This window comes from Micromonospora sp. NPDC049101, from assembly GCF_040648675.1.
Taxonomy (GTDB): Bacteria; Actinomycetota; Actinomycetes; order Mycobacteriales; family Micromonosporaceae; genus Micromonospora.
Genome location: NZ_JBEZED010000010.1, coordinates 188,693 through 209,123 on the forward strand (window position 1 = coordinate 188,693; position 20,431 = coordinate 209,123).

17 protein-coding genes are annotated in these 20,431 nt (G+C 70.6%); 14 read left to right on the forward strand and 3 right to left on the reverse strand.

The annotated features are described in order from the left end of the window. Positions 1-177 precede the first annotated feature (177 nt). From rsgA to AB0B57_RS16375, 5 genes are all read left to right on the forward strand, one after another. Positions 178-1,248, forward strand: a complete 1,071-nt coding sequence (rsgA, locus tag AB0B57_RS16355; RefSeq protein WP_357069781.1) for a ribosome small subunit-dependent GTPase A — start codon at positions 178-180, stop codon at positions 1,246-1,248. A 304-nt stretch (positions 1,249-1,552) separates the two neighbouring features. Then, positions 1,553-4,498, forward strand: a complete 2,946-nt coding sequence (gene uvrA / locus AB0B57_RS16360; RefSeq protein WP_357069783.1) for an excinuclease ABC subunit UvrA — start codon at positions 1,553-1,555, stop codon at positions 4,496-4,498. Between the two features lie 308 nt (positions 4,499-4,806). Beyond that, positions 4,807-5,307 (forward strand): Rieske (2Fe-2S) protein, encoded by a 501-nt coding sequence (locus AB0B57_RS16365; protein WP_357069785.1) that lies wholly within the window; start codon positions 4,807-4,809, stop codon positions 5,305-5,307. A gap of 302 nt (positions 5,308-5,609) precedes the next feature. Beyond that, a complete protein-coding gene (gene uvrC, locus AB0B57_RS16370; protein WP_357069787.1) occupies positions 5,610-7,601 on the forward strand; it encodes an excinuclease ABC subunit UvrC in 1,992 nt (663 codons plus the stop codon). Between the two features lie 655 nt (positions 7,602-8,256). Beyond that, on the forward strand, positions 8,257-8,919 hold the full coding sequence (locus AB0B57_RS16375) for a C39 family peptidase (protein WP_357069789.1): 663 nt from the start codon (positions 8,257-8,259) through the stop codon (positions 8,917-8,919). A gap of 73 nt (positions 8,920-8,992) precedes the next feature. Here AB0B57_RS16375 and recQ read toward each other — a convergent pair whose 3' ends face one another. Both recQ and AB0B57_RS16385 read right to left on the reverse strand, forming a co-directional pair. Continuing rightward, complete coding sequence (gene recQ / locus AB0B57_RS16380; protein ID WP_357069791.1) at positions 8,993-10,834, reverse strand: DNA helicase RecQ; 1,842 nt, start codon at positions 10,832-10,834, stop codon at positions 8,993-8,995. Between the two features lie 83 nt (positions 10,835-10,917). Then, on the reverse strand, positions 10,918-11,451 hold the full coding sequence (locus AB0B57_RS16385; RefSeq protein ID WP_357069793.1) for a hypothetical protein: 534 nt from the start codon (positions 11,449-11,451) through the stop codon (positions 10,918-10,920). A gap of 148 nt (positions 11,452-11,599) precedes the next feature. Here AB0B57_RS16385 and AB0B57_RS16390 point away from each other — a divergent pair, with 148 nt between their 5' ends. The 3 genes from AB0B57_RS16390 to AB0B57_RS16400 all read left to right on the forward strand — a co-directional run bounded on the left by AB0B57_RS16390 (position 11,600) and on the right by AB0B57_RS16400 (position 13,196). Next, entirely contained in the window at positions 11,600-12,454 is an 855-nt protein-coding gene (locus AB0B57_RS16390; RefSeq protein ID WP_357069938.1) for a DUF5753 domain-containing protein, read from the forward strand. A gap of 24 nt (positions 12,455-12,478) precedes the next feature. After that, complete coding sequence (locus tag AB0B57_RS16395) at positions 12,479-12,682, forward strand: DUF397 domain-containing protein (protein WP_357069795.1); 204 nt, start codon at positions 12,479-12,481, stop codon at positions 12,680-12,682. A gap of 67 nt (positions 12,683-12,749) precedes the next feature. Continuing rightward, entirely contained in the window at positions 12,750-13,196 is a 447-nt protein-coding gene (locus tag AB0B57_RS16400; RefSeq protein WP_357069797.1) for a hypothetical protein, read from the forward strand. Positions 13,197-13,498: 302 nt separating this feature from the next. Here the strand turns inward: AB0B57_RS16400 and AB0B57_RS16405 are convergent, their stop codons facing one another. Continuing rightward, positions 13,499-13,843, reverse strand: a complete 345-nt coding sequence (locus tag AB0B57_RS16405; protein ID WP_357069799.1) for a hypothetical protein — start codon at positions 13,841-13,843, stop codon at positions 13,499-13,501. 227 nt (positions 13,844-14,070) lie between these two features. Between AB0B57_RS16405 and rapZ the strand changes: the two genes are divergently transcribed. The 6 genes from rapZ to tpiA all read left to right on the forward strand — a co-directional run bounded on the left by rapZ (position 14,071) and on the right by tpiA (position 20,370). Beyond that, a complete protein-coding gene (rapZ, locus tag AB0B57_RS16410) occupies positions 14,071-14,973 on the forward strand; it encodes an RNase adapter RapZ (RefSeq protein WP_357069940.1) in 903 nt (300 codons plus the stop codon). After that, positions 14,970-16,076, forward strand: a complete 1,107-nt coding sequence (locus tag AB0B57_RS16415) for a 2-phospho-L-lactate transferase CofD family protein (RefSeq protein ID WP_357069801.1) — start codon at positions 14,970-14,972, stop codon at positions 16,074-16,076. The genes rapZ and AB0B57_RS16415 overlap by 4 nt, the downstream gene beginning before the upstream one ends. A 54-nt stretch (positions 16,077-16,130) precedes the next feature. After that, complete coding sequence (gene whiA / locus AB0B57_RS16420) at positions 16,131-17,111, forward strand: DNA-binding protein WhiA (protein WP_350872673.1); 981 nt, start codon at positions 16,131-16,133, stop codon at positions 17,109-17,111. 266 nt (positions 17,112-17,377) lie between these two features. Next, positions 17,378-18,382, forward strand: coding sequence for a type I glyceraldehyde-3-phosphate dehydrogenase (gap, locus tag AB0B57_RS16425; protein WP_357069804.1), 1,005 nt, complete (start codon positions 17,378-17,380; stop codon positions 18,380-18,382). After that, a complete protein-coding gene (locus AB0B57_RS16430) occupies positions 18,379-19,578 on the forward strand; it encodes a phosphoglycerate kinase (protein WP_357069806.1) in 1,200 nt (399 codons plus the stop codon). Before gap ends, AB0B57_RS16430 begins: the two co-directional genes overlap by 4 nt. Further along, positions 19,579-20,370 (forward strand): triose-phosphate isomerase, encoded by a 792-nt coding sequence (gene tpiA, locus AB0B57_RS16435; protein ID WP_357069808.1) that lies wholly within the window; start codon positions 19,579-19,581, stop codon positions 20,368-20,370. Positions 20,371-20,431: the final 61 nt, after the last annotated feature.

Consider the following 20,431-nt stretch of genomic DNA (forward strand, 5'->3'; position numbering starts at 1 on the left):
GTCGACCCTAGCGGTCCGCCGCCCGTGCCGTCGCCGGGGAAATCGCTTTCGGCGCGTCGGCGCGCGACCTACCGTCAGCGGCAGACGCGGCACCGGGACATCGGACGGAGGTGGTGATCATGCCGGACGTGGCACGCGTGTTCCGCCATCACCAGCTTCGATACCGATGAGGATGCCATGACGATCGATCTGACCGCGCTCGGCTGGGACGCCGAGCGGGCGACGTACGCCGCGCGACGCGGCGAGCACCAGCCGGGCCGGGTGGCCCGGGTGGACCGGGGGGTCTGCACGGTGCTCACGGCCGCCGGTCCGATCCGGGCCAGCCTGGGCCCGGTGGTGCTGGCCACCGCCGCCGGCGACCCGTCCGCGTTGCCCTGCGCCGGAGACTGGGTGTTGCTGACCCACTGGCCGGACCGCCGCGTGACGGTGGAGGCGGTGCTGCCGCGGCGGGGCGCGCTGATTCGCCGTACCGCCGGCAAGGACGCCAGCGGCCAGGTGCTGGCCGCCAACCTGGACGCGGCCGCCGTGGTGGAGCCGGTGCACCCCGAGCCGGACGTGGGCCGCATCGAGCGATTGCTCTCGCTGGCTCACGAGTCCGGTGCTCGGCCGCTCGTCGTGCTGACGAAGGCCGACCTCGCGGCCGACCCGGCCGCGTTGGCCCGCCAGCTCGCCGCGGTCGCCCCCGGGGTGCCGGTGCTGCCGGTCAGCGCCGAACACGGCGTCGGGCTGGACCCGCTGCGTGCCGAGGTGACGCCCGGCCGCACGCTCGGCCTGCTCGGGCCGTCCGGTGCCGGCAAGTCGAGTCTGGTCAACGCCCTGGTCGGGGCGGTGATGATGCCCACACAGTCGATCCGGCGGGTCGACGGCAAGGGTCGGCACACCACCACCTGGCGGGCGCTCGTACCGATCCCCGGCGGCGGCGCCGTGATCGACACGCCCGGGGTGCGTGCGGTGGGCCTGCTGGACGGTGCGGTCGGGCTCGACCGGGCGTTCGCCGACATCGCCGGGTTGGCCGAGGGCTGCCGGTACGCCGACTGCGGCCACGACGGCGAGCCCGCCTGCGCGGTCCGCGAGGCGTTGCAGACCGGTGAACTCCCCACCCGCCGGTGGGAGAGCTGGCGGCGCCTGCAGGGGGAGCTGTCCCACGAGAGCCGGCGGCGGGAGTCGCGGGTGGCGGCGGAGCGGCGCGGTGGGTGGCGTTCGGCCCGGCGGCGGGCCGCCCGGCCCCCGACGCCCGGGGGGTTCTGACCGGCGGCGGGTGGCCGCGCCGGTCAGGGTGTGGGCGGGCGGGGGCGTGTGCCGGCGCTTGCCGGAGAGGCGCTGCCCGCGCTGCCGGCAGTGCGTTGTCGGCGGTGCGTTGCGGGCGGCGCGGCGAGGGCTGTGGCTCGGTGCGGCCGACCGGGCTGAGCTGGGGGAATGTGCGGGCGGGGGAAACTGTCATACCTCGGGGCTAGAGTTGCCGAGGCGTGTTTTCCGCGCCCGCACGACCGCTCAGATCATCCCAGAGCGGGACAGATCCTTCGCTTCGTCTTCTCCCGGGAGTACACGCACCGTGGCCGACCGACTGATCATCCGTGGCGCGCGCGAGCACAACCTGCGTGACGTCAGTCTCGACCTGCCCCGGGACGCGCTCATCGTGTTCACCGGGCTGTCCGGGTCGGGCAAGTCGAGCCTGGCCTTCGACACGATCTTCGCCGAGGGTCAACGCCGCTACGTCGAGTCGCTCTCGTCGTACGCCCGGCAGTTCCTCGGCCAGATGGACAAGCCAGACGTCGACTTCATCGAGGGCCTGAGCCCCGCCGTCTCCATCGACCAGAAGTCCACCTCGCGCAACCCGCGTTCGACTGTCGGCACCATCACCGAGGTCTACGACTACCTGCGCCTGCTCTACGCCCGCATCGGCGAGCCGCACTGCCCGGTCTGTGGCGAACGGATCTCCCGGCAGAGCCCCCAGCAGATCGTCGACCGGGTCCTCGCGATGGCCGAGGGCACCAAGTTCATGGTGCTCGCGCCGGTCATCCGTGGCCGCAAGGGCGAGTACGTCGACCTCTTCGCCGAGCTGCAGTCAAAGGGCTACGCCCGGGCCCGGGTCGACGGTGTGGTGCACCCGCTGACCGAGCCGCCCAAGCTCAAGAAGCAGGAGAAGCACACCATCGAGGTGGTGATCGACCGCCTCACCGTCAAGGCCAGCGCCAAGCAGCGGCTGACCGACTCGGTCGAGGCCGCCCTGGGCCTGTCCAGCGGCCTGGTGCTGCTCGACTTCGTCGACCTCGCGGAGGACGACCCAGACCGGGAGCGCCGCTACTCCGAGCACCTGGCCTGCCCCAACGACCACCCGCTGGCCATCGAGGATCTCGAGCCCCGGGTCTTCTCCTTCAACGCCCCGTACGGCGCCTGCCCGGAGTGCACCGGCCTGGGCACCAAGAAGGAGGTCGACCCGGAGCTGCTGGTCCCCGACCCGGAGCGCAGCCTGCGCGAGGGCGCCATCCAGCCCTGGGCGACCGGGCACAACCTGGAATACTTCCTGCGCCTGCTGGAGGCGCTCGGCGAGGCCCAGCACTTCGACGTCGACACCCCGTGGCGGGCGTTGCCGGCGCGGGCGCAGAAGACGATCCTGCACGGCTCCGACGACCAGGTGCACGTGCGCTACCGCAACAAGTACGGCCGCGAGCGCTCCTACTACACCGGCTTCGAGGGCGTGGTGCAGTGGATCGAGCGCCGGCACTCCGACACCGAGTCCGAGTGGTCCCGCGACAAGTACGAGGGCTACATGCGCGACGTGCCGTGCGCCGCCTGTGGCGGTGCCCGGCTCAAGCCCGAGGTGCTCGCGGTCACCCTCGCGGGCAAGAGCATCGCCGAGGTCTGCAACCTGTCCGTGGGGGAGTGCGCCGACCTGCTCGCCGGCATCGAGCTGACCGACCGGCAGAAGCTGATCGCCGAGCGCGTCCTCAAGGAGATCAACGCCCGGTTGCGGTTCCTGCTCGACGTGGGCCTCGACTACCTCTCCCTGGACCGGCCGGCCGGCACCCTGTCCGGCGGTGAGGCGCAGCGCATCCGGCTGGCCACCCAGATCGGCTCCGGCCTGGTGGGCGTGCTCTACGTGCTCGACGAGCCCTCGATCGGGCTGCACCAGCGCGACAACCACCGGCTGATCGAGACCCTGATCCGGCTGCGGGGCCTGGGCAACACGCTGATCGTGGTCGAGCACGACGAGGACACCATCCGCGTCGCCGACTGGATCGTCGACATCGGGCCCGGCGCGGGCGAGCACGGCGGCAAGATCGTGCACAGCGGTTCGGTGCCCGCACTGCTGAAGAACAAGGAGTCGATCACCGGGGCGTACCTGTCCGGAAAGCGGTCGATCCCGACGCCGGAGACGCGCCGCCCGCAGGACGCGGCCCGGGAGTTGGTGGTGCACGGCGCGCGTGAGCACAACCTGCGCAACCTGACCGTCCCGTTCCCCCTGGGCCAACTGATCGCCGTCACCGGGGTGAGTGGCTCGGGCAAGTCGACGCTTGTCAACGACATCCTCTACGCGGTGCTGGCCAACCAGATCAACGGCGCCCGGCTGGTCCCCGGTCGACACACCCGGGTCTCCGGCCTGGAGCACGTGGACAAGGTCGTCGGCGTGGACCAGTCGCCGATCGGCCGTACGCCACGCTCCAACCCGGCCACCTACACCGGGGTCTGGGACCACGTCCGCAAGCTCTTCGCCGAGACCACCGAGGCGAAGGTGCGCGGGTACGGGCCGGGTCGGTTCTCGTTCAACGTCAAGGGCGGACGCTGCGAGGCCTGCTCCGGCGACGGCACCATCAAGATCGAGATGAACTTCCTGCCCGACGTGTACGTCCCCTGCGAGGTCTGCAAGGGCGCCCGGTACAACCGGGAGACCCTGGAGGTGCACTACAAGGGCAAGACCGTCTCGGACGTGCTGGAGATGCCGATCGAGGAGGCCGCCGAGTTCTTCTCCGCCATCCCGGCCATCCACCGGCACCTCAAGACCCTGGTCGACGTCGGCCTCGGCTACGTCCGCCTCGGTCAGCCCGCACCGACCCTCTCCGGCGGTGAGGCGCAGCGGGTCAAGCTCGCCTCCGAGCTGCAGAAGCGCTCCACCGGGCGGACGGTCTACGTGCTTGACGAGCCGACCACCGGTCTGCACTTCGAAGACATCCGCAAGCTGCTGATGGTGCTGGAAGGTCTTGTCGACAAGGGCAACACCGTGATCACCATCGAGCACAACCTCGACGTGATCAAGACGGCCGACTGGTTGATCGACATGGGCCCGGAGGGCGGCCACCGGGGCGGCACCGTGCTCGCCACCGGCACCCCCGAGGAGGTCGCCGAGGTGACCGAGAGCCACACCGGCCAGTTCCTGCGCCAGGTGCTCAAGCTCGACGGGGAGGCCAAGGGCGCGGCCGGCGCCACCACCCGGGCGGCCAAGGCCAACGGCGTCACCAAGGCGCGGGCCAGCCGCAAGGTGCCCGCCGCCGCGCGCTGACCTCGATCTCCCTAGTCCGGGCCGGTCGGCCTCGTGCGGGCCGGTCGGCCTCGTGCGGTCCGGTCGGCCTCGTGCGGTCCGGTCGGCCTCGTGCGGTCCGGGGCGGGCCGGTCCGGTCGGGTTCGGCTGCGGCGGTCCACGACTGCTGTCGCGTGCGTGCAGCATGGCGTGGGGCTGGCCGGTGCGGGGTCGCCGCGTCCGAATTCGGGGTCGCACGCATGCTTTGGTGAACCATCCGGCACAGTTGCCCGTGTGGAGTAGGTGTGGCCGGGTCTTGACCGGCGCAGCGGGCTAGAGAGAGGCGAGGCATGAGTGACGATCAGGCGCTGACCGGTCCGGGCACGCACACACGTCGTACCCTGCTCACCGGCGTCGGGGCTGTCGGCGCTGCCGTCGTCCTGGCTGCCTGCGGCAGTGACGACGGCAGCGGCAGCGCCAACGGCAACGGCAGCGGGGCCCCCACCAGTGGTGGCCCGGCGGTGCCCAGCAGCGGTGACGCCGGCGGCGGGGACCGGCAGGGTGCCCAGTCCCTGGCGACCACCGCCGACATCCCGGTCGGTGGTGGCAAGGTCCTCGCCACGGCGGGTGTCGTCATCACCCAGCCGGTGGCCGGGCAGTTCAAGGGCTTCAGCCCGATCTGCACCCACCAGAACTGCCCGGTGACGAACGTCGACGGCGGCACCATCAACTGCACGTGCCACGGCAGTAAGTTCTCGATCGACGACGGCTCGGTGAAGGCCGGCCCCGCCACCAAGCCGCTGCCGCCCAAGAACATCAAGGTCACCGGCGACCAGATCTCGCTGGCCTGACCGCCTAGGGTCTGTGTCGAAGCCCTCGGTCGAGCCTGGGCCCGCCGCAGGCCGGCCAGGGGGTCCTAGCGGCGCGGGTTCCGGCTCGGCCGCCGGGTGGGCTCGCCCGGTCGCCGGGGTGTTGCGGCCGCCGGCCGGGTTTGCCTGGTCGCCGCTTGGCCGGGCCGGGCGCTCGCCGCTTGATCGACTCGTGCTCTGGGTAGTCGGGGTGCCCGTGGCCTGCCGACACCCCGACTACCCGGGCACTGAGTGGATCTAGCGCCTGCCACGGGCTGTCGGTGGTGCGGACTAGGCTTGTTGGTGTGGCTGACCCCTCGACCTACCGCCCCGCACCCGGCACCATCCCGGAGCTACCGGGGGTCTACCGCTTCCGCGACGGCACCGGCCGGGTGATCTACGTCGGCAAGGCGAGAAATCTGCGCAGCCGGCTCAACTCCTACTTCGGCGACGTCTGGAACCTGCACGAGCGCACCCGCCAGATGGTCACCACCGCCGAGTCGGTGGACTGGATCACCGTCGGCACCGAGGTCGAGGCGCTCCAGCAGGAGTTCACCTGGATCAAGCAGTACGACCCGCGGTTCAACGTCCGCTACCGCGATGACAAGTCGTACCCCTATCTGGCCGTCACCCTCAACGAGGATTACCCACGGCTCCAGGTGATGCGCGGCGCCAAGCGCAAGGGGGTGCGTTACTTCGGTCCGTACTCGCACGCCTGGGCCATCCGGGAGACCCTCGACCTGCTGCTCCGCGTGTTCCCCGCCCGGACGTGCTCCGCCGGCGTGTTCAAACGCGCCGGCCAGGTTGGTCGTCCCTGCCTGCTCGGCTACATCGGCAAGTGCTCGGCGCCGTGCGTCGGCACCGTCTCCGCCGACGAACACCGCGCCATCGTGGATGGGTTCTGCGACTTCATGGCCGGGCGCACCGACACCATGGTCCGCAAGATCGAGCGCGAGATGACCGAGGCGAGCGAGCAGCTGGAGTTCGAGCGGGCCGCCAAGCTGCGCGACGACGTGGCCGCCCTGCGCCGTGCCATGGAGAAGCAGACCGTGGTGTTGGGCGACGGCACCGACGCCGACGTGGTCGCGTTCGCCGACGACCCGCTCGAAGCGGCCGTGCAGGTCTTCCACGTTCGTGACGGCCGGGTCCGCGGCCAGCGCGGCTGGGTGGTGGAGAAGACCGAGGATCTGACCACCGGCGACCTGGTGCACCACTTCTGCACCCAGGTGTACGGCGGCGAGCACGGCGAGACCGACGTGCCCCGGGAGTTGCTGGTGCCCGAGCTGCCCGCCGACGCCGAGGCGCTGGCGGACTGGCTCTCCAACCACCGGGGCAGCCGGGTGTCGCTGCGGGTGCCGCAGCGCGGTGACAAGCGCTCACTGATGGAGACCGTCGAGCGCAACGCCAAGGACGCGCTGGCCCGGCACAAACTGAAGCGTTCCGGTGACCTCACCACCCGGGGCAAGGCACTTGACGAGATCAGCGAGGCGCTGGACATGCGCACCTCGCCGCTGCGCATCGAGTGCTTCGACATCTCCCAGATCCAGGGCACCGACGTGGTGGCCAGCATGGTGGTCTTCGAGGACGGGTTGCCCCGCAAGAGCGAATACCGGCGGTTCATCGTTCGGGGCGCCACCGACGACCTCTCCGCGATGTCCGAGGTGCTGCGCCGTCGTTTCGCCCGCTACCTGGACGCTCGGGCCGAGACGGGCGAGGTCGGGGTGGAGTCGGCCGACGACCCGGCGGCCCCGGAAGACGCGGTGGAGCCGCAGATCGGCGTGCTGATCGATCCGACCACCGGCCGGCCGCGTAAGTTCGCGTACCCCCCGCAGTTGGTGGTCGTCGACGGCGGCGCCCCACAGGTCGCGGCCGCCGCGCAGGCCCTTGCCGACCTGGGCATCGACGATGTGGCGCTGTGCGGCCTGGCCAAGCGGCTGGAGGAGGTCTGGCTCCCCGACGACGAGTTCCCGGTCATCCTGCCGCGCACCTCGGAGGGTCTCTACCTGCTCCAACGGGTCCGGGACGAGGCCCACCGGTTCGCCATCACCTTCCACCGGCAGCGCCGCTCGAAACGGATGACCGAGTCGGCACTCGATCACGTGGCCGGTCTGGGCGATGTGCGACGCAAGGCGTTGTTGCGGCACTTCGGCTCACTCAAACGACTCTCCGCCGCGACAGTCGAGGAGATCACCGAGGTCCCCGGGGTTGGTCGACGTACCGCCGAGGCGATCCTGGCCGCCCTCGACAAGGACATGAAGGCCGGCGACAGCGCGGAGGCAACGCCCAACGCCACCTGAACACTGTCGTCGTTCGCCTGGCCTGGGGCGGCTGTCGGCTCACGCTGAGTGTCGTCGTTCGCCCGGGCTGGGGCCCGCGCGAACTCCCGGCTCGGGTTGCTCCGGGCGACGATCTGCCACCGGGGTTACGTCGGACGGGGTATGCGTGGTGTGGTGTGCGAACGGCACAGACGGGCATGATCCACTCGTGTTTCATGAAGCCGGGGTATCCCCGGCACTCATTCACCGCGGTTTCAGCAAACCCGAGTCGATCACGCGACTTGACCGTGCTCGGGCTGACTCGCGTGGGTTGATTGTCCGGTTTGACCATCGGTGTCGGGTGGTCGGGGCCACTCCGGCGGCGGAATGGGGGGCCGGGCCGGGTCGTTATACCTGGCATGCCGCCGCAGCCCCCGGGCTGTGGTGTGCGGCAGCCCCCGGGAACACCCGCCGGGGTGCCACGGTTACACCCCCCGGACCCTGCCAGCTTGGGTAGGGCCAACCCCCCGGATCAGCGCGGCGGAATGCCTCACCGCCCCGGGGTCGTTACATCCCCCGCAACGCTTCGAGCAGGTCCCCCCGGATCGCCGGCGTTGTCGCGAACTTTCCCGCACGGCACACACCCCCCGCACACGTGTGCCGTGCGCTCTCCCCCGATGCAGAGGAGCACGCCATCATGCGTACCGATCTGATCCGTAAGACCGCTCTGACCGCCGCTGGGCTCGCCTTCACCGGTGGTGCCATCGCCGGACCCGTCACCACCGCGTTCGCCGCGCCGAGCACCGCCAAGCCCACCACCCAAACCCAGACCGACCGCAAGCCCAACGGTGAGCGTCAACTGGGCGTGCGCTACGAGGCGCAGCCGAACTTCTACTACTGCGGCCCCGCCGCCACCCGCAACGCCCTGTCCGTGCAGGGCAAGAACATCAACGTCGACGACATGGCCAAGGAAATGGGCACCACCGAAGCCGGCACCAACAGCATTAACGACATCACCCCGGTGCTGAACAAGGAAACCGGTAAGGCCGACGCCTACCACAGCGTGGAGATCAGCAAGCCCGACGCTGATGCCAAGCAGACCGACGCGTTGCGCGCCGACATCGTCAAGACCGTGGATGGCGGCCGGGCTGTGGTGGCCAACATCGCCGGGACGAGCACCGACACCAACGGCGTCACCCACTCCTACGAGGGTGGGCACTACATCAGCGTCGTCGGTTACCGGGACAACGGCACCATCGTGAGGATCGCGGACTCCGCCGACCCGAACCAGGCCTCCTACGAGGTGACCGTCGAGCACCTCGCCGACTGGATCGCCACCCGCGGCTATGCCACCAGCTGACCGCGCTGACACACCACCGCACCACCGAAGGGCCGGACCCCACTACGGGGACCGGCCCTTCGTCACGTCCAGGTCAGGTGTCGGCGAGGACGGCGAGGATCTGCTCGCCGTACTTGGCGAGCTTGTTCTCGCCGACCCCGCTGACCCGCGACAGGTCGGCGAGCGTGCTCGGCGCGTCGCTGGCGATCTGTCGCAGCGTCGCGTCGTGGAAGACCACGTACGCCGGGACGCCCTGCTCCTTGGCGGTGGCGGCACGCCAACCGCGCAGCCGTTCGAAGAGCGACGCGGCGGCCGGCGTCAGCTCGGCCACCACGGTGGCCGAGCCGCGCGGTTTCGACGTACGGCTCGACGCGGGCTTCTCCGGTTCGCGGCGCATCGTGACCGTGCGGCGGCGACCCAGGACGTCGGCGCTGGCCTCGGTCAGGGCGAGCGTGCCGTAGTCGCCCTCCACGGCGAGCAGCCCCTCGGCGAGCAGTTGGCGGACCACGCCCCGCCACTCGGCCTCACTCAGCTCGGAGCCGATGCCGAAGACGGTCAGGGAGTCGTGACCGTACTGGCTGATCTTGTCGGTCTGCTTGCCGAGCAGGATGTCGATGCAGTGCCCGGCGCCGAACCGCTGGTTGCGTTCGCGGTCGAGCCGGAAGACGGCGGACAGCAACTTCTGGGCGGCGACCGTGCCGTCCCAGGACTCCGGTGGGTTGAGGCAGGTGTCGCAGTTGCCGCAGGCGGCCGTCGTCGTCTCGCCGAAGTATTCGAGCAGTTGGACGCGGCGGCAGCGCACCGTCTCGCACAGGGCGAGCATCGCGTCCAGGTGCGCGGCGAGGTTGCGGCGGTGGGCCAGGTCGCCGTCGGACGTCTCGATCATCTTGCGTTGTTGGACCACGTCCTGCAGCCCGTACGCCAGCCAGGCCGTGGACGGCAGGCCGTCGCGCCCGGCGCGGCCGGTCTCCTGGTAGTAGCCCTCGACGGACTTGGGCAGGTCGAGGTGGGCGACGAACCGGACGTCGGGCTTGTCGATGCCCATGCCGAAGGCGATGGTGGCCACCATGACGAGGCCGTCCTCACGCAGGAAGCGCTGCTGGTTGGCGGCGCGGGTGGCCGCGTCCAGGCCGGCGTGGTACGGCAGGGCGGCGACGCCGTTGGCGACGAGGAACTCGGCGGTCTTGTCGACCGAGGCGCGGGACAGGCAGTAGACGATCCCGGCGTCGCCGGGGTGCTCGTCGCGCAGCAGGGCCAGCAGCTGCTTGCGCGGCTCCCGCTTGGGCACGATGCGGTACTGGATGTTGGGCCGGTCGAAGCTGGCCACGAAGTGCCGCGCGTCGTCGAGCTTGAGTCGGGTGGCGATCTCGGTGCGGGTGGCGCTCGTCGCGGTGGCGGTCAGCGCGATCCGGGGCACCTGCGGCCAGCGTTCGTGCAGCATCGACAGCGCGAGGTAGTCGGGCCGGAAGTCGTGGCCCCACTGGGACACGCAGTGCGCCTCGTCGATCGCGAACAGGGAGATGCGCCCCCGGTCCAGCAGGGCGAGGGTGGTTCGAGTGCCGAGGGCTTCCGGGGCGAGGTAGAGCAGGTCCAACTCGCCGGCCACGAAGGCGGCCTCGACCCGGCGTCGGGCGTCCAGGGTCTGGGTCGAGTTGAGGAAGCCGGCGCGGACACCGACCGCGGTGAGGGCGTCCACCTGGTCCTGCATGAGTGCGATCAGCGGCGACACGACGACCGCGACCCCCTCGCGGACCAGGGCCGGGATCTGGTAGCACAACGACTTGCCGCCACCGGTGGGCATCAACACGAGGGCGTCGCCACCGGTGACCACGTGGTCGATCACCTGCTGCTGGAAACCGCGGAAGGCGTCGTAGCCGAACACCCGGCGCAGCACCGGCAGAGCGTCCTCGGTGCGCAGGTCGGTGGGAGAAGCCATCCGCGGAGTCTACGAGCCGACCCCGACAGCAGTGCCCGCACACCTGCCCGGCGCGTCTACCGCGTCTCGCAATGGTGGGGCGGTCACTGCCCCGTCTCGCCATCCCCGTCACCCCAGCAGAGCCCGCCGATGCCGGCCGCGCTGTGGAAGCCAGGGTGCCCGGTGACGTCCATGCAGACCTCTCTGTCGGGACCGATCCGGCCGCAGAAGACGGGCTCAACGTGGTTCCAGGCGTCGGCCCGGGACAGCAGCGCGGCCCCCGCCGGCATCTCGGGCCGCAGGATCGTCAAGCCCTCCGTGTAGACGACGGCCTGGTCGCGGGCCTCCGTCAGGTCGGTCGCCAGGTAGGTCAGGTGCAGAGTCCAGCGCCGGGGCATCCGAAACCCGCCGGCAGGCGACCCGTTGCGGTCCGAGCGCCGCTCGCGCTCCGTCGTGTAGCGGCTGACCAAAGAGTTGGCGTACGCGGACAGAGCGCCCGGTTTCGCCAGCGCGTGCGCGATGGCCGCCCGGACCCGCTCGGACACGTCGGCCCCGTCGAGTACGGCGGTCAGGTCGTCCTGGAAGCCGTTGTGCTGCCGCGGCTCCCGCTCCCACCGCGACGATCGGTTGTCAGTCACCGGTCCCTGCCTCTCCGTAGCGAGTGATTACCAAGAGACTGGGCCACGGCGAATAAAAATGCAACGTCGTGTTTTCTTCCGCTAGATGCTTGATCTGCGGTCGCTCCTAGGCAAGAATCGATTACTCACAGTGGAGGTAGTGCTGGCGATGTCACAGGTGCCAAGTCCGACGATCAGGGCCCGTCGTCTGCGGCGCGAGCTGCGTCGTCTGCGGGACCGCACCGGACACACCGCCGAGGAGGTGGCCAAGATCCTGGGGTGGCATCGGACCAAGGTCATCCGCTTCGAGCTCGGGCACTCCAGGGTGATGCCGAAGGACATGCCGCCGCTGCTCGACCTCTACGACGTCTCCGAAGAGGAGCGCGAGTCGCTGACCGGGTTGCTTCGGCAGTCTCGCCAGAAAGGCTGGTGGAGCGCCTATGGCGACGTGTTGCCGGACGACTACGTCGGCTTTGAGGCGGAGGCGACGTCGATCAGCGCGTTCGAGAGTCTGTACGTTCCCGGGCTGTTGCAGACGGAGGAGTACGTCCGCGCGATCGTCAAGGCGGGCCGCAGCACCGCCGACCAGGACGAGACCGATCGCGTAGTGGCGGCGAGACTTGCGCGCAAAGCTCTGTTGGCCCGGGACGCGCCGCCGTCCTTGTGGGCTGTGTTGGACGAGGCGGCCGTGCGCCGGGTGGTTGGTGGCCCGAGGGTGATGCGTGCACAGCTTGCGCGCTTGGTCGAGGCGTGTGAGATGCCCACGGTGGAGATACAGGTCGTGCCGTTCGCGGCAGGAGCGCACGCGGCGATGGGTGGAGCTTTCACGCTGCTGGGTTACGCCGACCCGTTGCTCGATCCGGCGGTGGTCTACCTCAGCAACGACACCAGTGCGCTGTTGCTGGAGGAGGACCGACAGGCGGCCCGCTATAGACTCATGTTCGACCACCTTCGGGCCAAGGCGCTCGACCCTGACCGGTCTGCGGACCTTCTTGCGCGGGTTGCTGCCGAGTTCCCGGACTGAGTCCGATTACTAGGAGCGCTAGCGATGACCCTCTCGAATCTGACACAGGTTGCCTGGCGCAAGAGCAGCCGAAGCGGTGCCAACGATTCGAACTGTGTTGAGGTGGGCGAGGTGTCGAGTGGGCTGGCCGTGCGGGATTCCAAGGATCCGGGCGGGTCGGCGCTCATCTTCGACCGGGGCGTCTGGTCGTCGTTTGTGACCGCTCTGCGGCGCGGCCCGCTCGGCTGACGCCTGCGGCAAGGTTTCGGCCGCCCTGATGCCGGCGGCATCACCTCCATCCGGTTGGATGGCCCCCATGGCGGTACGCATCGACATCGACGCACTCCGGGACGCGGCCGGGCCTGTGGTCTGTGCAGCAGCGGACAAGCTTCAAGCATCTGATCAACCGGTGGTGCCGAGGCCGGCCGGTGGTGGAGTCTCCGGCGAGTTCCACGAGGCCGGGCAGCCTCCGGTCGACGTCTGGGTGGGCATCACGGCGGACGGTTTCACCGCCGAGTGTGACTGCGCAGCCGCTGAGGAGCTGTGCGCCCACGCCGTGGCCCTCACCGCCGCTGCCCTGGACGACGGCTTCACGTGGTCGTCGGCGGCCACCCCGCCGTCGGCCCTGGCGGTCGACCCAAGGGTCGCCGAGTTGGCCGAAGTCGCGAGCAGCATCCCCGCCCGACGCCTGGCGCTGTTGGTCGCCGAGTGGGCAGCCACGGATCGTGTGTTGGAGAGCCGGCTTCGCGCGCAGGCCGGCTAACTCGCGCCTTTCTCGCCTGGGAGACGTACGAGGATGAGCCGGCCGAGATCGGCGGCGCGCTACGGGCGGTCCACGTGCAGCTCTGCGAGCAGGTGCAGCCGGGTCAAGGCGCTTCGGCACCGCCGCTGACGGTCGTCATGATCCGCGTCGCCGGCCGCGGGTGGTCGGCGGTTGCCAGGCGGTCAGGTCCGCCTGAGTGCTGTTGAGTTCGTTGGGCTGTGCGTCCAGGAAGGCGCGGTAGACGTCGGCCGGGGACCCGTCCGCCGCACCCACGCGACGGGTGCGCCGGACGGGCGACGCGGTCAGCTGGGCTGGCTGGACCGGTTGGCCAGACCTCGCGGCGGGGCCTTCATCCCGACGACGATGTCGACGATCTCGATGTAGCGGGCCTTGGCACCCATCCGGAAGGCGGTGGCCGCCGCGTTGATCTCCTCAAGGGTGTCGCCCTCGACGATGGTGACCTGGTCGTACTTGCCGTTCACCCCGGTCGTCACGACGTGGGTGAGCTGCTTCGCGAAGCGGCCCATGTCCCGCGCGTGTTCGGCGGAGACCTCGTGGATGCCCTCCCGGCCCAGGGCGAAGTACTCCGGACTGATCCGCATGAACAGGAAGCCGATGTATTTGTTCTTGTCCGCAAGGTCGTGCATCGCACCCTCCCAGATGTCGGTTTGACCTGCGACGATCACGAAGAGCGTATTGACAGTTACTGATCGTCATCAAGAGGGTTGACTGTCGGGAGCGCGACCCGCGACGGGTGCCGGCCCGTCGGCCGGGCGGCGGGATAGAGTCGCTGATTGACCAAACGCGGCCGAGGGGGCCGCGGCGCCACGGCTTGGGGGTACGGGTGAGCGAGGCGCGTGCAGGCGGCGGACGGATCGACGGTCCGGCCGCGGGGGACGGGCAACTGGCGGCCGAGTCGGAAACCACACTCGTGGTGGTCACCGGCGTCTCCGGGGGTGGCCGCAGCACGGTGGCCCGAGCGTTGGAGAACGTCGGCTACTACGTCGTCGACAACCTGCCGCAGGCACTGATGCTGGACATGGCGGAGTTGGCGTTCAAGGCGGGCGGCGCGGCTCGGCGTACCGCGATGGTGTTGGACGTGCGGTCGCGGGCCTTCTCCACCGACCTGGCCGGTGCGATCCGGGAGCTCAAGGAGCGCGGGTTCTCGCCCCGGGTGGTGTTCGTCGACGCCGACGACGAGGTGTTGATCCGGCGGTTCGAGAGCGTTCGCCGTTCGCACCCGTTGCAGGGCGACGGGCGGCTGGCCGACGGCATCGCCGTGGAGCGCGGGCTGCTCGAGGAGGCGCGCGACCAGGCCGACGTGATCATCGACACCAGCCACCTCAACGTCAACCAGCTCCGTCGGCGCATCGAGGAGCTGTTCGGTGGCGAGGACGCCCGCCGGCTGCGGGTCACCGTGCTGTCGTTCGGCTTCAAGTACGGCCTGCCGCCGGACGCCGACTTCGTGCTGGACGCCCGGTTCCTGCCGAACCCGTACTGGGTGCCGGAGTTGCGGGAGCACACCGGTCGGGAGGAGGCGGTCAGCGCGTACGTGCTGGGTCAGGAGGGCGCGGACGCCTTCGTCGCCGCGTACGCCGATCTGGTCAACGCCACCACGACCGGCTTCGAGCGGGAGGGCAAGCGCTACCTGACGGTCGCCGTGGGCTGCACCGGCGGCAAGCACCGCAGCGTGGCCATCGCCGAGGAGTTGGCCGCGCGCCTGCGGCACTCCGGGCTGGCGGCGAACGCCCAACACCGGGATCTGGGGCGCGAGTGACGGCCCGCCGGGTGGTGGCGTTCGGCGGTGGGCACGGGCTCTCCGCCTCGCTGCGGGCGCTGCGCCACTGCGCACCCGAACTCGACCTCGACATCACCGCCGTGGTCACCGTCGGCGACGACGGTGGCTCCAGCGGCCGCCTGCGCGCCGAGCGGGGTGGCCTGCCCCCGGGTGATCTGCGCCAGGCGCTGGTGGCACTTGCCGGAGACCACCCGGCCACCCGGCGCAGCGCCGGGCTGTTCCAGCACCGCTTCGCCGCCGTGCCGGCCGGCGTACCCCAACTCGGCGAAGCCGACCCGGACCCGGCGGCCACCGACGGCCCCGGCCCGCGCGACCAGAGCACCGTCGGCCCCGCGCCGCGTGACCGGGGTTCGGGCGGCGAGGGTACGGGCGGTCTCGGCGCGACGGGCGCCGACGGGCTGGCCGGGCACGCGGTGGGCAACCTGGTGCTCTGCGGCCTCATGGAGTTGCTCGGCGACCCGGTGGCCGCGCTGGAGCACGCCGGCGCGATGCTCGGCGCGGTCGGCCGGGTGTTGCCGATGTCCCGTCAGCCGGTCGGCATCGAGGCCCGGGTCCGCGGTGTCGACCCGGCCGCCCCCGACCAGGTGCACACCGTGCGTGGCCAGCACCAGGTGGCCGTCACCACCGGGCGGGTCGAGTCGTTGCGCCTGACGCCCGCCGCCCCGGCGGCCTGCGCCGAGGCCATCGAGGCGATCATGGCGGCGGACTGGTTGATCTTCGGGCCGGGCAGTTGGTACACGAGTGTGCTTCCGCACCTGCTGGTGCCGCAGTTGGCCGACGCGATCGTGTCCACCTCGGCCCAGCGGCTGGTCACACTGAACCTCGCCGCGGAGAAGGAGACCCTCGGGCTCTCCGTCGCCGACCATCTCGCGGCGCTGCACTGGTACCTGCCCGAGCTGAAGGTGGATACCGTGCTCGCCGATGCCCGGGCGGTGGGTGACCCCGAACCGGTCGAACGTGCGGCAGAATCGCTGGGTGCCCGCCTGGTCCTAGCTCCCGTCGCCGTCACCGACGGCACTCCCCGCCATGATCCGGCTGCCCTGGGCGCCGCGCTGGTGCCTGTCCTGGGCGCCGATCGTTAGACACGTACGTAATCACCGGCGACACGCCGGAACCGGTCCGTGAGGGGACGCACAATGGCGATGACGGCCGCGGTCAAGGACGAGCTGAGTCGGGTCGACGTGCCCAAGCCCTGCTGTCGGCGGGCGGAGATGGCCGCGCTGCTGCGCTTCGCCGGCGGGCTGCACATCGTCTCCGGCCGCGTGGTGGTGGAGGCGGAACTGGACACCGGGGCGGTGGCCCGGCGGTTACGCCGGGAGATCGCCGAGGTCTACGGATATTCGAGCGAGATCCACGTGCTGGCCTCCGGTGGCCTGCGCAAGGGCAGCCACTTCATCGTGCGGGTGGTCAAGGACGGCGAGGCCCTCGCCCGGCAGACCGGCCTGCTCGACGTGCGGGGCCGCCCGGTGCGCGGGCTGCCCCCGCACGTGGTGGCGGCGAACGTCTGCTGCGCGGTCTCCGCGTGGCGGGGGGCGTTCATGGCACACGGTTCGCTGACCGAGCCGGGCCGCTCCAGCGCCCTGGAGATCACCTGCCCGGGGCCGGAGTCGGCGTTGGCGCTTGTCGGCGCGGCCCGCCGGATCGGCATCACCGCCAAGAACCGCGAGGTGCGCGGGGTGGACCGGGTCGTGGTCAAGGACGGCGACGCGATCGCCGCGCTGCTCACCCGCATCGGCGCGCACTCCAGCGTGCTGGCCTGGGAGGAGCGGCGGGTACGCCGGGAGGTGCGGGCCACCGCCAACCGGCTCGCCAACTTCGACGACGCCAACCTGCGCCGCTCGGCGCGCGCGGCGGTCGCCGCCGCCGCCCGGGTCACCCGTGCACTGGAGATCCTCGCCGACGAGGCACCCAACCACCTGACCGACGCCGGGCGGCTGCGCCTGGAGCACCGGCAGGCGTCCCTGGAGGAGTTGGGCGCGCTGGCCGACCCGCCGCTGACCAAGGACGCCATCGCCGGGCGGATCCGTCGGCTGCTGGCGCTTGCCGACAAGCGCGCCCGGGACCTCGGCATCCCGGATACCGAAGCGGCAGTCACGCCCGACATGCTCGTGGTCTGATAGGACGGTGGGGCCGCACGGTGTGCCCGGGAGCACGCCCCGGCGCAGTGTGGTCTCGCACGCTCGGATAGGGTCGCTGCGTACGGCAAGGGGGCCGACACCGGCACTCCTCGCTGTGCCCACCGCCTCGGGCGGTCAGGTCCGCAGACCGCGCGGCGGGGTGGCCGAGATGAACCGTCAGCGGCCGGCTCCAACGGTCGGCGCACACCATTCCCGCCGGCGCGTTGTCTGCAGCCGGCGGACCAGAACGCGAGGAGATGGGACCTGTGACCATCCGGGTTGGCATCAACGGCTTCGGCCGAATCGGCCGTAACTTCTTCCGGGCAGTGCTGGCGTCTGACGCCGACGTCGAGGTCGTGGCGGTGAACGACCTCACCGACAACGGCACGCTCGCCCACCTGCTCAAGTACGACAGCATCCTGGGTCGCCTGCCGTACGAGGTCAAGGCCACCGCCGACGAGATCACCGTCGGTGGCAAGACCATCAAGGCGTACGCCGAGAAGGACCCGTCGAAGCTGCCGTGGGGCGACCTGAACGTCGACGTCGTCATCGAGTCGACCGGCTTCTTCACCGACGCCACCAAGGCCAAGGCGCACGTCGACGGCGGGGCCAAGAAGGTCATCATCTCCGCCCCGGCGAAGAACGAGGACGTCACCGTCGTCATGGGTGTCAACCACGACACCTACGACCCGGCGAAGCACACCATCATCTCCAACGCTTCGTGCACCACCAACTGCCTCGCCCCGATGGCGAAGGTCCTGCACGACACGTTCGGCATCCAGCACGGTCTGATGACGACGATCCACGCGTACACCCAGGACCAGAACCTGCAGGACGCGCCGCACTCGGATCTGCGTCGGGCCCGCGCCGCCGCGCTGAACATCGTCCCGACCTCCACCGGTGCGGCCAAGGCGATCGGCCTGGTCCTGCCGGAGCTCAAGGGCAAGCTCGACGGGTACGCGCTGCGGGTGCCGATCCCGACCGGCTCGGTCACCGACCTCACCGTCAACGTGGGTCGCGAGACCACCGTGGACGAGGTCAACGCCGCGCTGAAGGCCGCCGCGGACGGCCCGCTCAAGGGCATCCTGGTCTACAACGAGGACCCGATCGTCTCCTCGGACATCGTCACCGACCCGGCGTCGTGCATCTTCGACGCGCCGCTGACCAAGGTCGTCGGCAACCAGGTCAAGGTCGTCGGCTGGTACGACAACGAGTGGGGCTACTCCAACCGCCTCGTCGACCTCGTCAAGCTGGTCGGTTCGTCGCTGTGAGCATCCGGACCCTCGACGACCTGCTCGCCGAGGGGGTGGCAGGTCGGCGCGTGCTGGTGCGCGCCGACCTGAACGTCCCGCTCGACAAGCAGTCCGGAGCCATCACGGACGATGGCCGCATCCGCGCGGTGCTGCCGACCCTCGGCGCGCTTGTCGAGGCCGGCGCGAAGGTGGTCGTCTGCTCGCACCTGGGCCGCCCGAAGGGCGCTCCGGACCCGCAGTTCAGCCTCCGTCCGGTCGCCGGGCGGCTCGGTGAGCTGCTCGGCGCGCCGGTGCACTTCGCCACCGACACCGTCGGTGACTCCGCCCGCTCCACTGTCGCGGACCTGGCCGACGGCCAGGTCGCCCTGCTGGAAAACCTGCGTTTCAACGCCGGTGAGACCAGCAAGGACGAGGCCGAGCGGGGTGCGTTCGCCGACCAGCTCGCCGCGTTCGGCGACGCGTACGTGGACGACGCGTTCGGTGCGGTGCACCGCAAGCACGCGAGTGTCTTCGACGTGCCGGCCCGGTTGCCGCACGTCGCGGGCCGACTGGTGCTGCGTGAGGTCGAGGTGCTCTCCAAGCTCACCGGTGACCCCGAGCGGCCGTACGTGGTGGTGCTCGGTGGGTCGAAGGTGTCCGACAAGCTCGCCGTGATCGAGGCCCTGCTGCCCACCGTCGATCGGCTGCTCATCGGTGGCGGGATGTGCTTCACCTTCCTCAAGGCCCAGGGCCTGGAGGTGGGCACGTCGCTGCTGGAGAAGGACATGGTCGAGACCTGCCGCAACCTGCTGGAGCGGTCCAACGGCAAGATCCTGCTCCCGGTCGACGTGGTGGTCGCGGACGCGTTCGCCCCGGACGCCGCGCACGACACGGTCCGCGTCGACGGCATCCCGAGTCACCGGCTCGGTCTGGACGTCGGTCCGGAGACGGTGGCCGGCTTCACCGCCGCGCTGTCCCCGGCGAAGACGATCTTCTGGAACGGCCCGATGGGCGTGTTCGAGATGCCGGCCTTCGCGGCGGGCACCCGGGGGATCGCCGAGGCGATCACCAAGGCTGACGCGTTCAGCGTCGTCGGCGGCGGTGACTCCGCTGCCGCGGTCCGTGCGTTGGGGCTGGACGAGACGTCCTTCGGGCACATCTCCACCGGCGGTGGCGCCTCCCTGGAATACCTCGAGGGCAAGGCCCTCCCCGGCATCGCGGCCCTGGAGAACTGAATGTCGAGCACCACCCGCCGGCCGCTGATGGCCGGCAACTGGAAGATGAACCTCAACCACCTTGAGGCCAACCTGCTGGTGCAGAAGCTGGCGGCGAGCCTCACCGAGAAGCAGCTCACCGAGGTCGAGACGGTCGTGCTGCCGCCCTTCACCGACCTGCGGACCGTGCAGACCGCGGTGGACGGGGACAAACTGCTCATCGGCTACGGCGGGCAGGACCTCTCCGCGCACGCGTCCGGCGCGTACACCGGGGAGATCTCCGGTGCGATGCTGGCCAAGCTCGGCTGCACCTACGTGGTGGTCGGGCACTCCGAGCGGCGGGCCTACCACCACGAGGACGACGCGCTGGTCAACGCCAAGGTCAAGGCGGCGCTCACGCACGGCCTGACGCCGATCCTCTGCGTGGGGGAGGGGCTGGACATCCGCGAGCAGGGCACCCACGTGGCGCACTGCTCCGACCAGCTCGACGGGGGCCTGGCCGGCCTCACTGCCGAGCAGGTGCGGCAGGTCGTGATCGCGTACGAGCCGGTCTGGGCGATCGGCACGGGCAAGACCGCGACGCCGGAGGACGCCCAGGAGGTCTGCGGGGCGGTCCGTCAGCGCGTGGCGGAACGCTTCGACCAGGAGACCGCCGACCAGGTCCGGGTCCTCTACGGCGGCTCGGTCAAGGCGTCGAACGTCGCCTCGATCATGGCCCAGCCGGACGTGGACGGGGGCCTGGTGGGGGGCGCCAGCCTGGACGCGGAGGAATTCGCTCAGATCTGCCGCTTCCCGGAGCACATCGCCCGCTGATCGCTCGGTATCCTGGACACCGCCCGTCCGCCGGTCGGTGCCACAGTGCCCGATCAGACCG

Excerpts from the sequence above, each read along its gene's own strand:
- rsgA (WP_357069781.1), top strand. The coding sequence starts at position 178 with ATGACGATCGATCTGACCGCGCTCGGCTGGGACGCCGAGCGGGCGACG.
- AB0B57_RS16395 (WP_357069795.1), top strand. The coding sequence starts at position 12,479 with ATGACCCTCTCGAATCTGACACAGGTTGCCTGGCGCAAGAGCAGCCGA.
- tpiA (WP_357069808.1), top strand. The coding sequence starts at position 19,579 with ATGTCGAGCACCACCCGCCGGCCGCTGATGGCCGGCAACTGGAAGATG.
- AB0B57_RS16375 (WP_357069789.1), top strand. The coding sequence starts at position 8,257 with ATGCGTACCGATCTGATCCGTAAGACCGCTCTGACCGCCGCTGGGCTC.
- recQ (WP_357069791.1), bottom strand. The coding sequence starts at position 10,834 with ATGGCTTCTCCCACCGACCTGCGCACCGAGGACGCTCTGCCGGTGCTG.
- whiA (WP_350872673.1), top strand. The coding sequence starts at position 16,131 with ATGGCGATGACGGCCGCGGTCAAGGACGAGCTGAGTCGGGTCGACGTG.
- AB0B57_RS16405 (WP_357069799.1), bottom strand. The coding sequence starts at position 13,843 with ATGCACGACCTTGCGGACAAGAACAAATACATCGGCTTCCTGTTCATG.
- AB0B57_RS16365 (WP_357069785.1), top strand. The coding sequence starts at position 4,807 with ATGAGTGACGATCAGGCGCTGACCGGTCCGGGCACGCACACACGTCGT.
- AB0B57_RS16400 (WP_357069797.1), top strand. The coding sequence starts at position 12,750 with ATGGCGGTACGCATCGACATCGACGCACTCCGGGACGCGGCCGGGCCT.
- AB0B57_RS16390 (WP_357069938.1), top strand. The coding sequence starts at position 11,600 with ATGTCACAGGTGCCAAGTCCGACGATCAGGGCCCGTCGTCTGCGGCGC.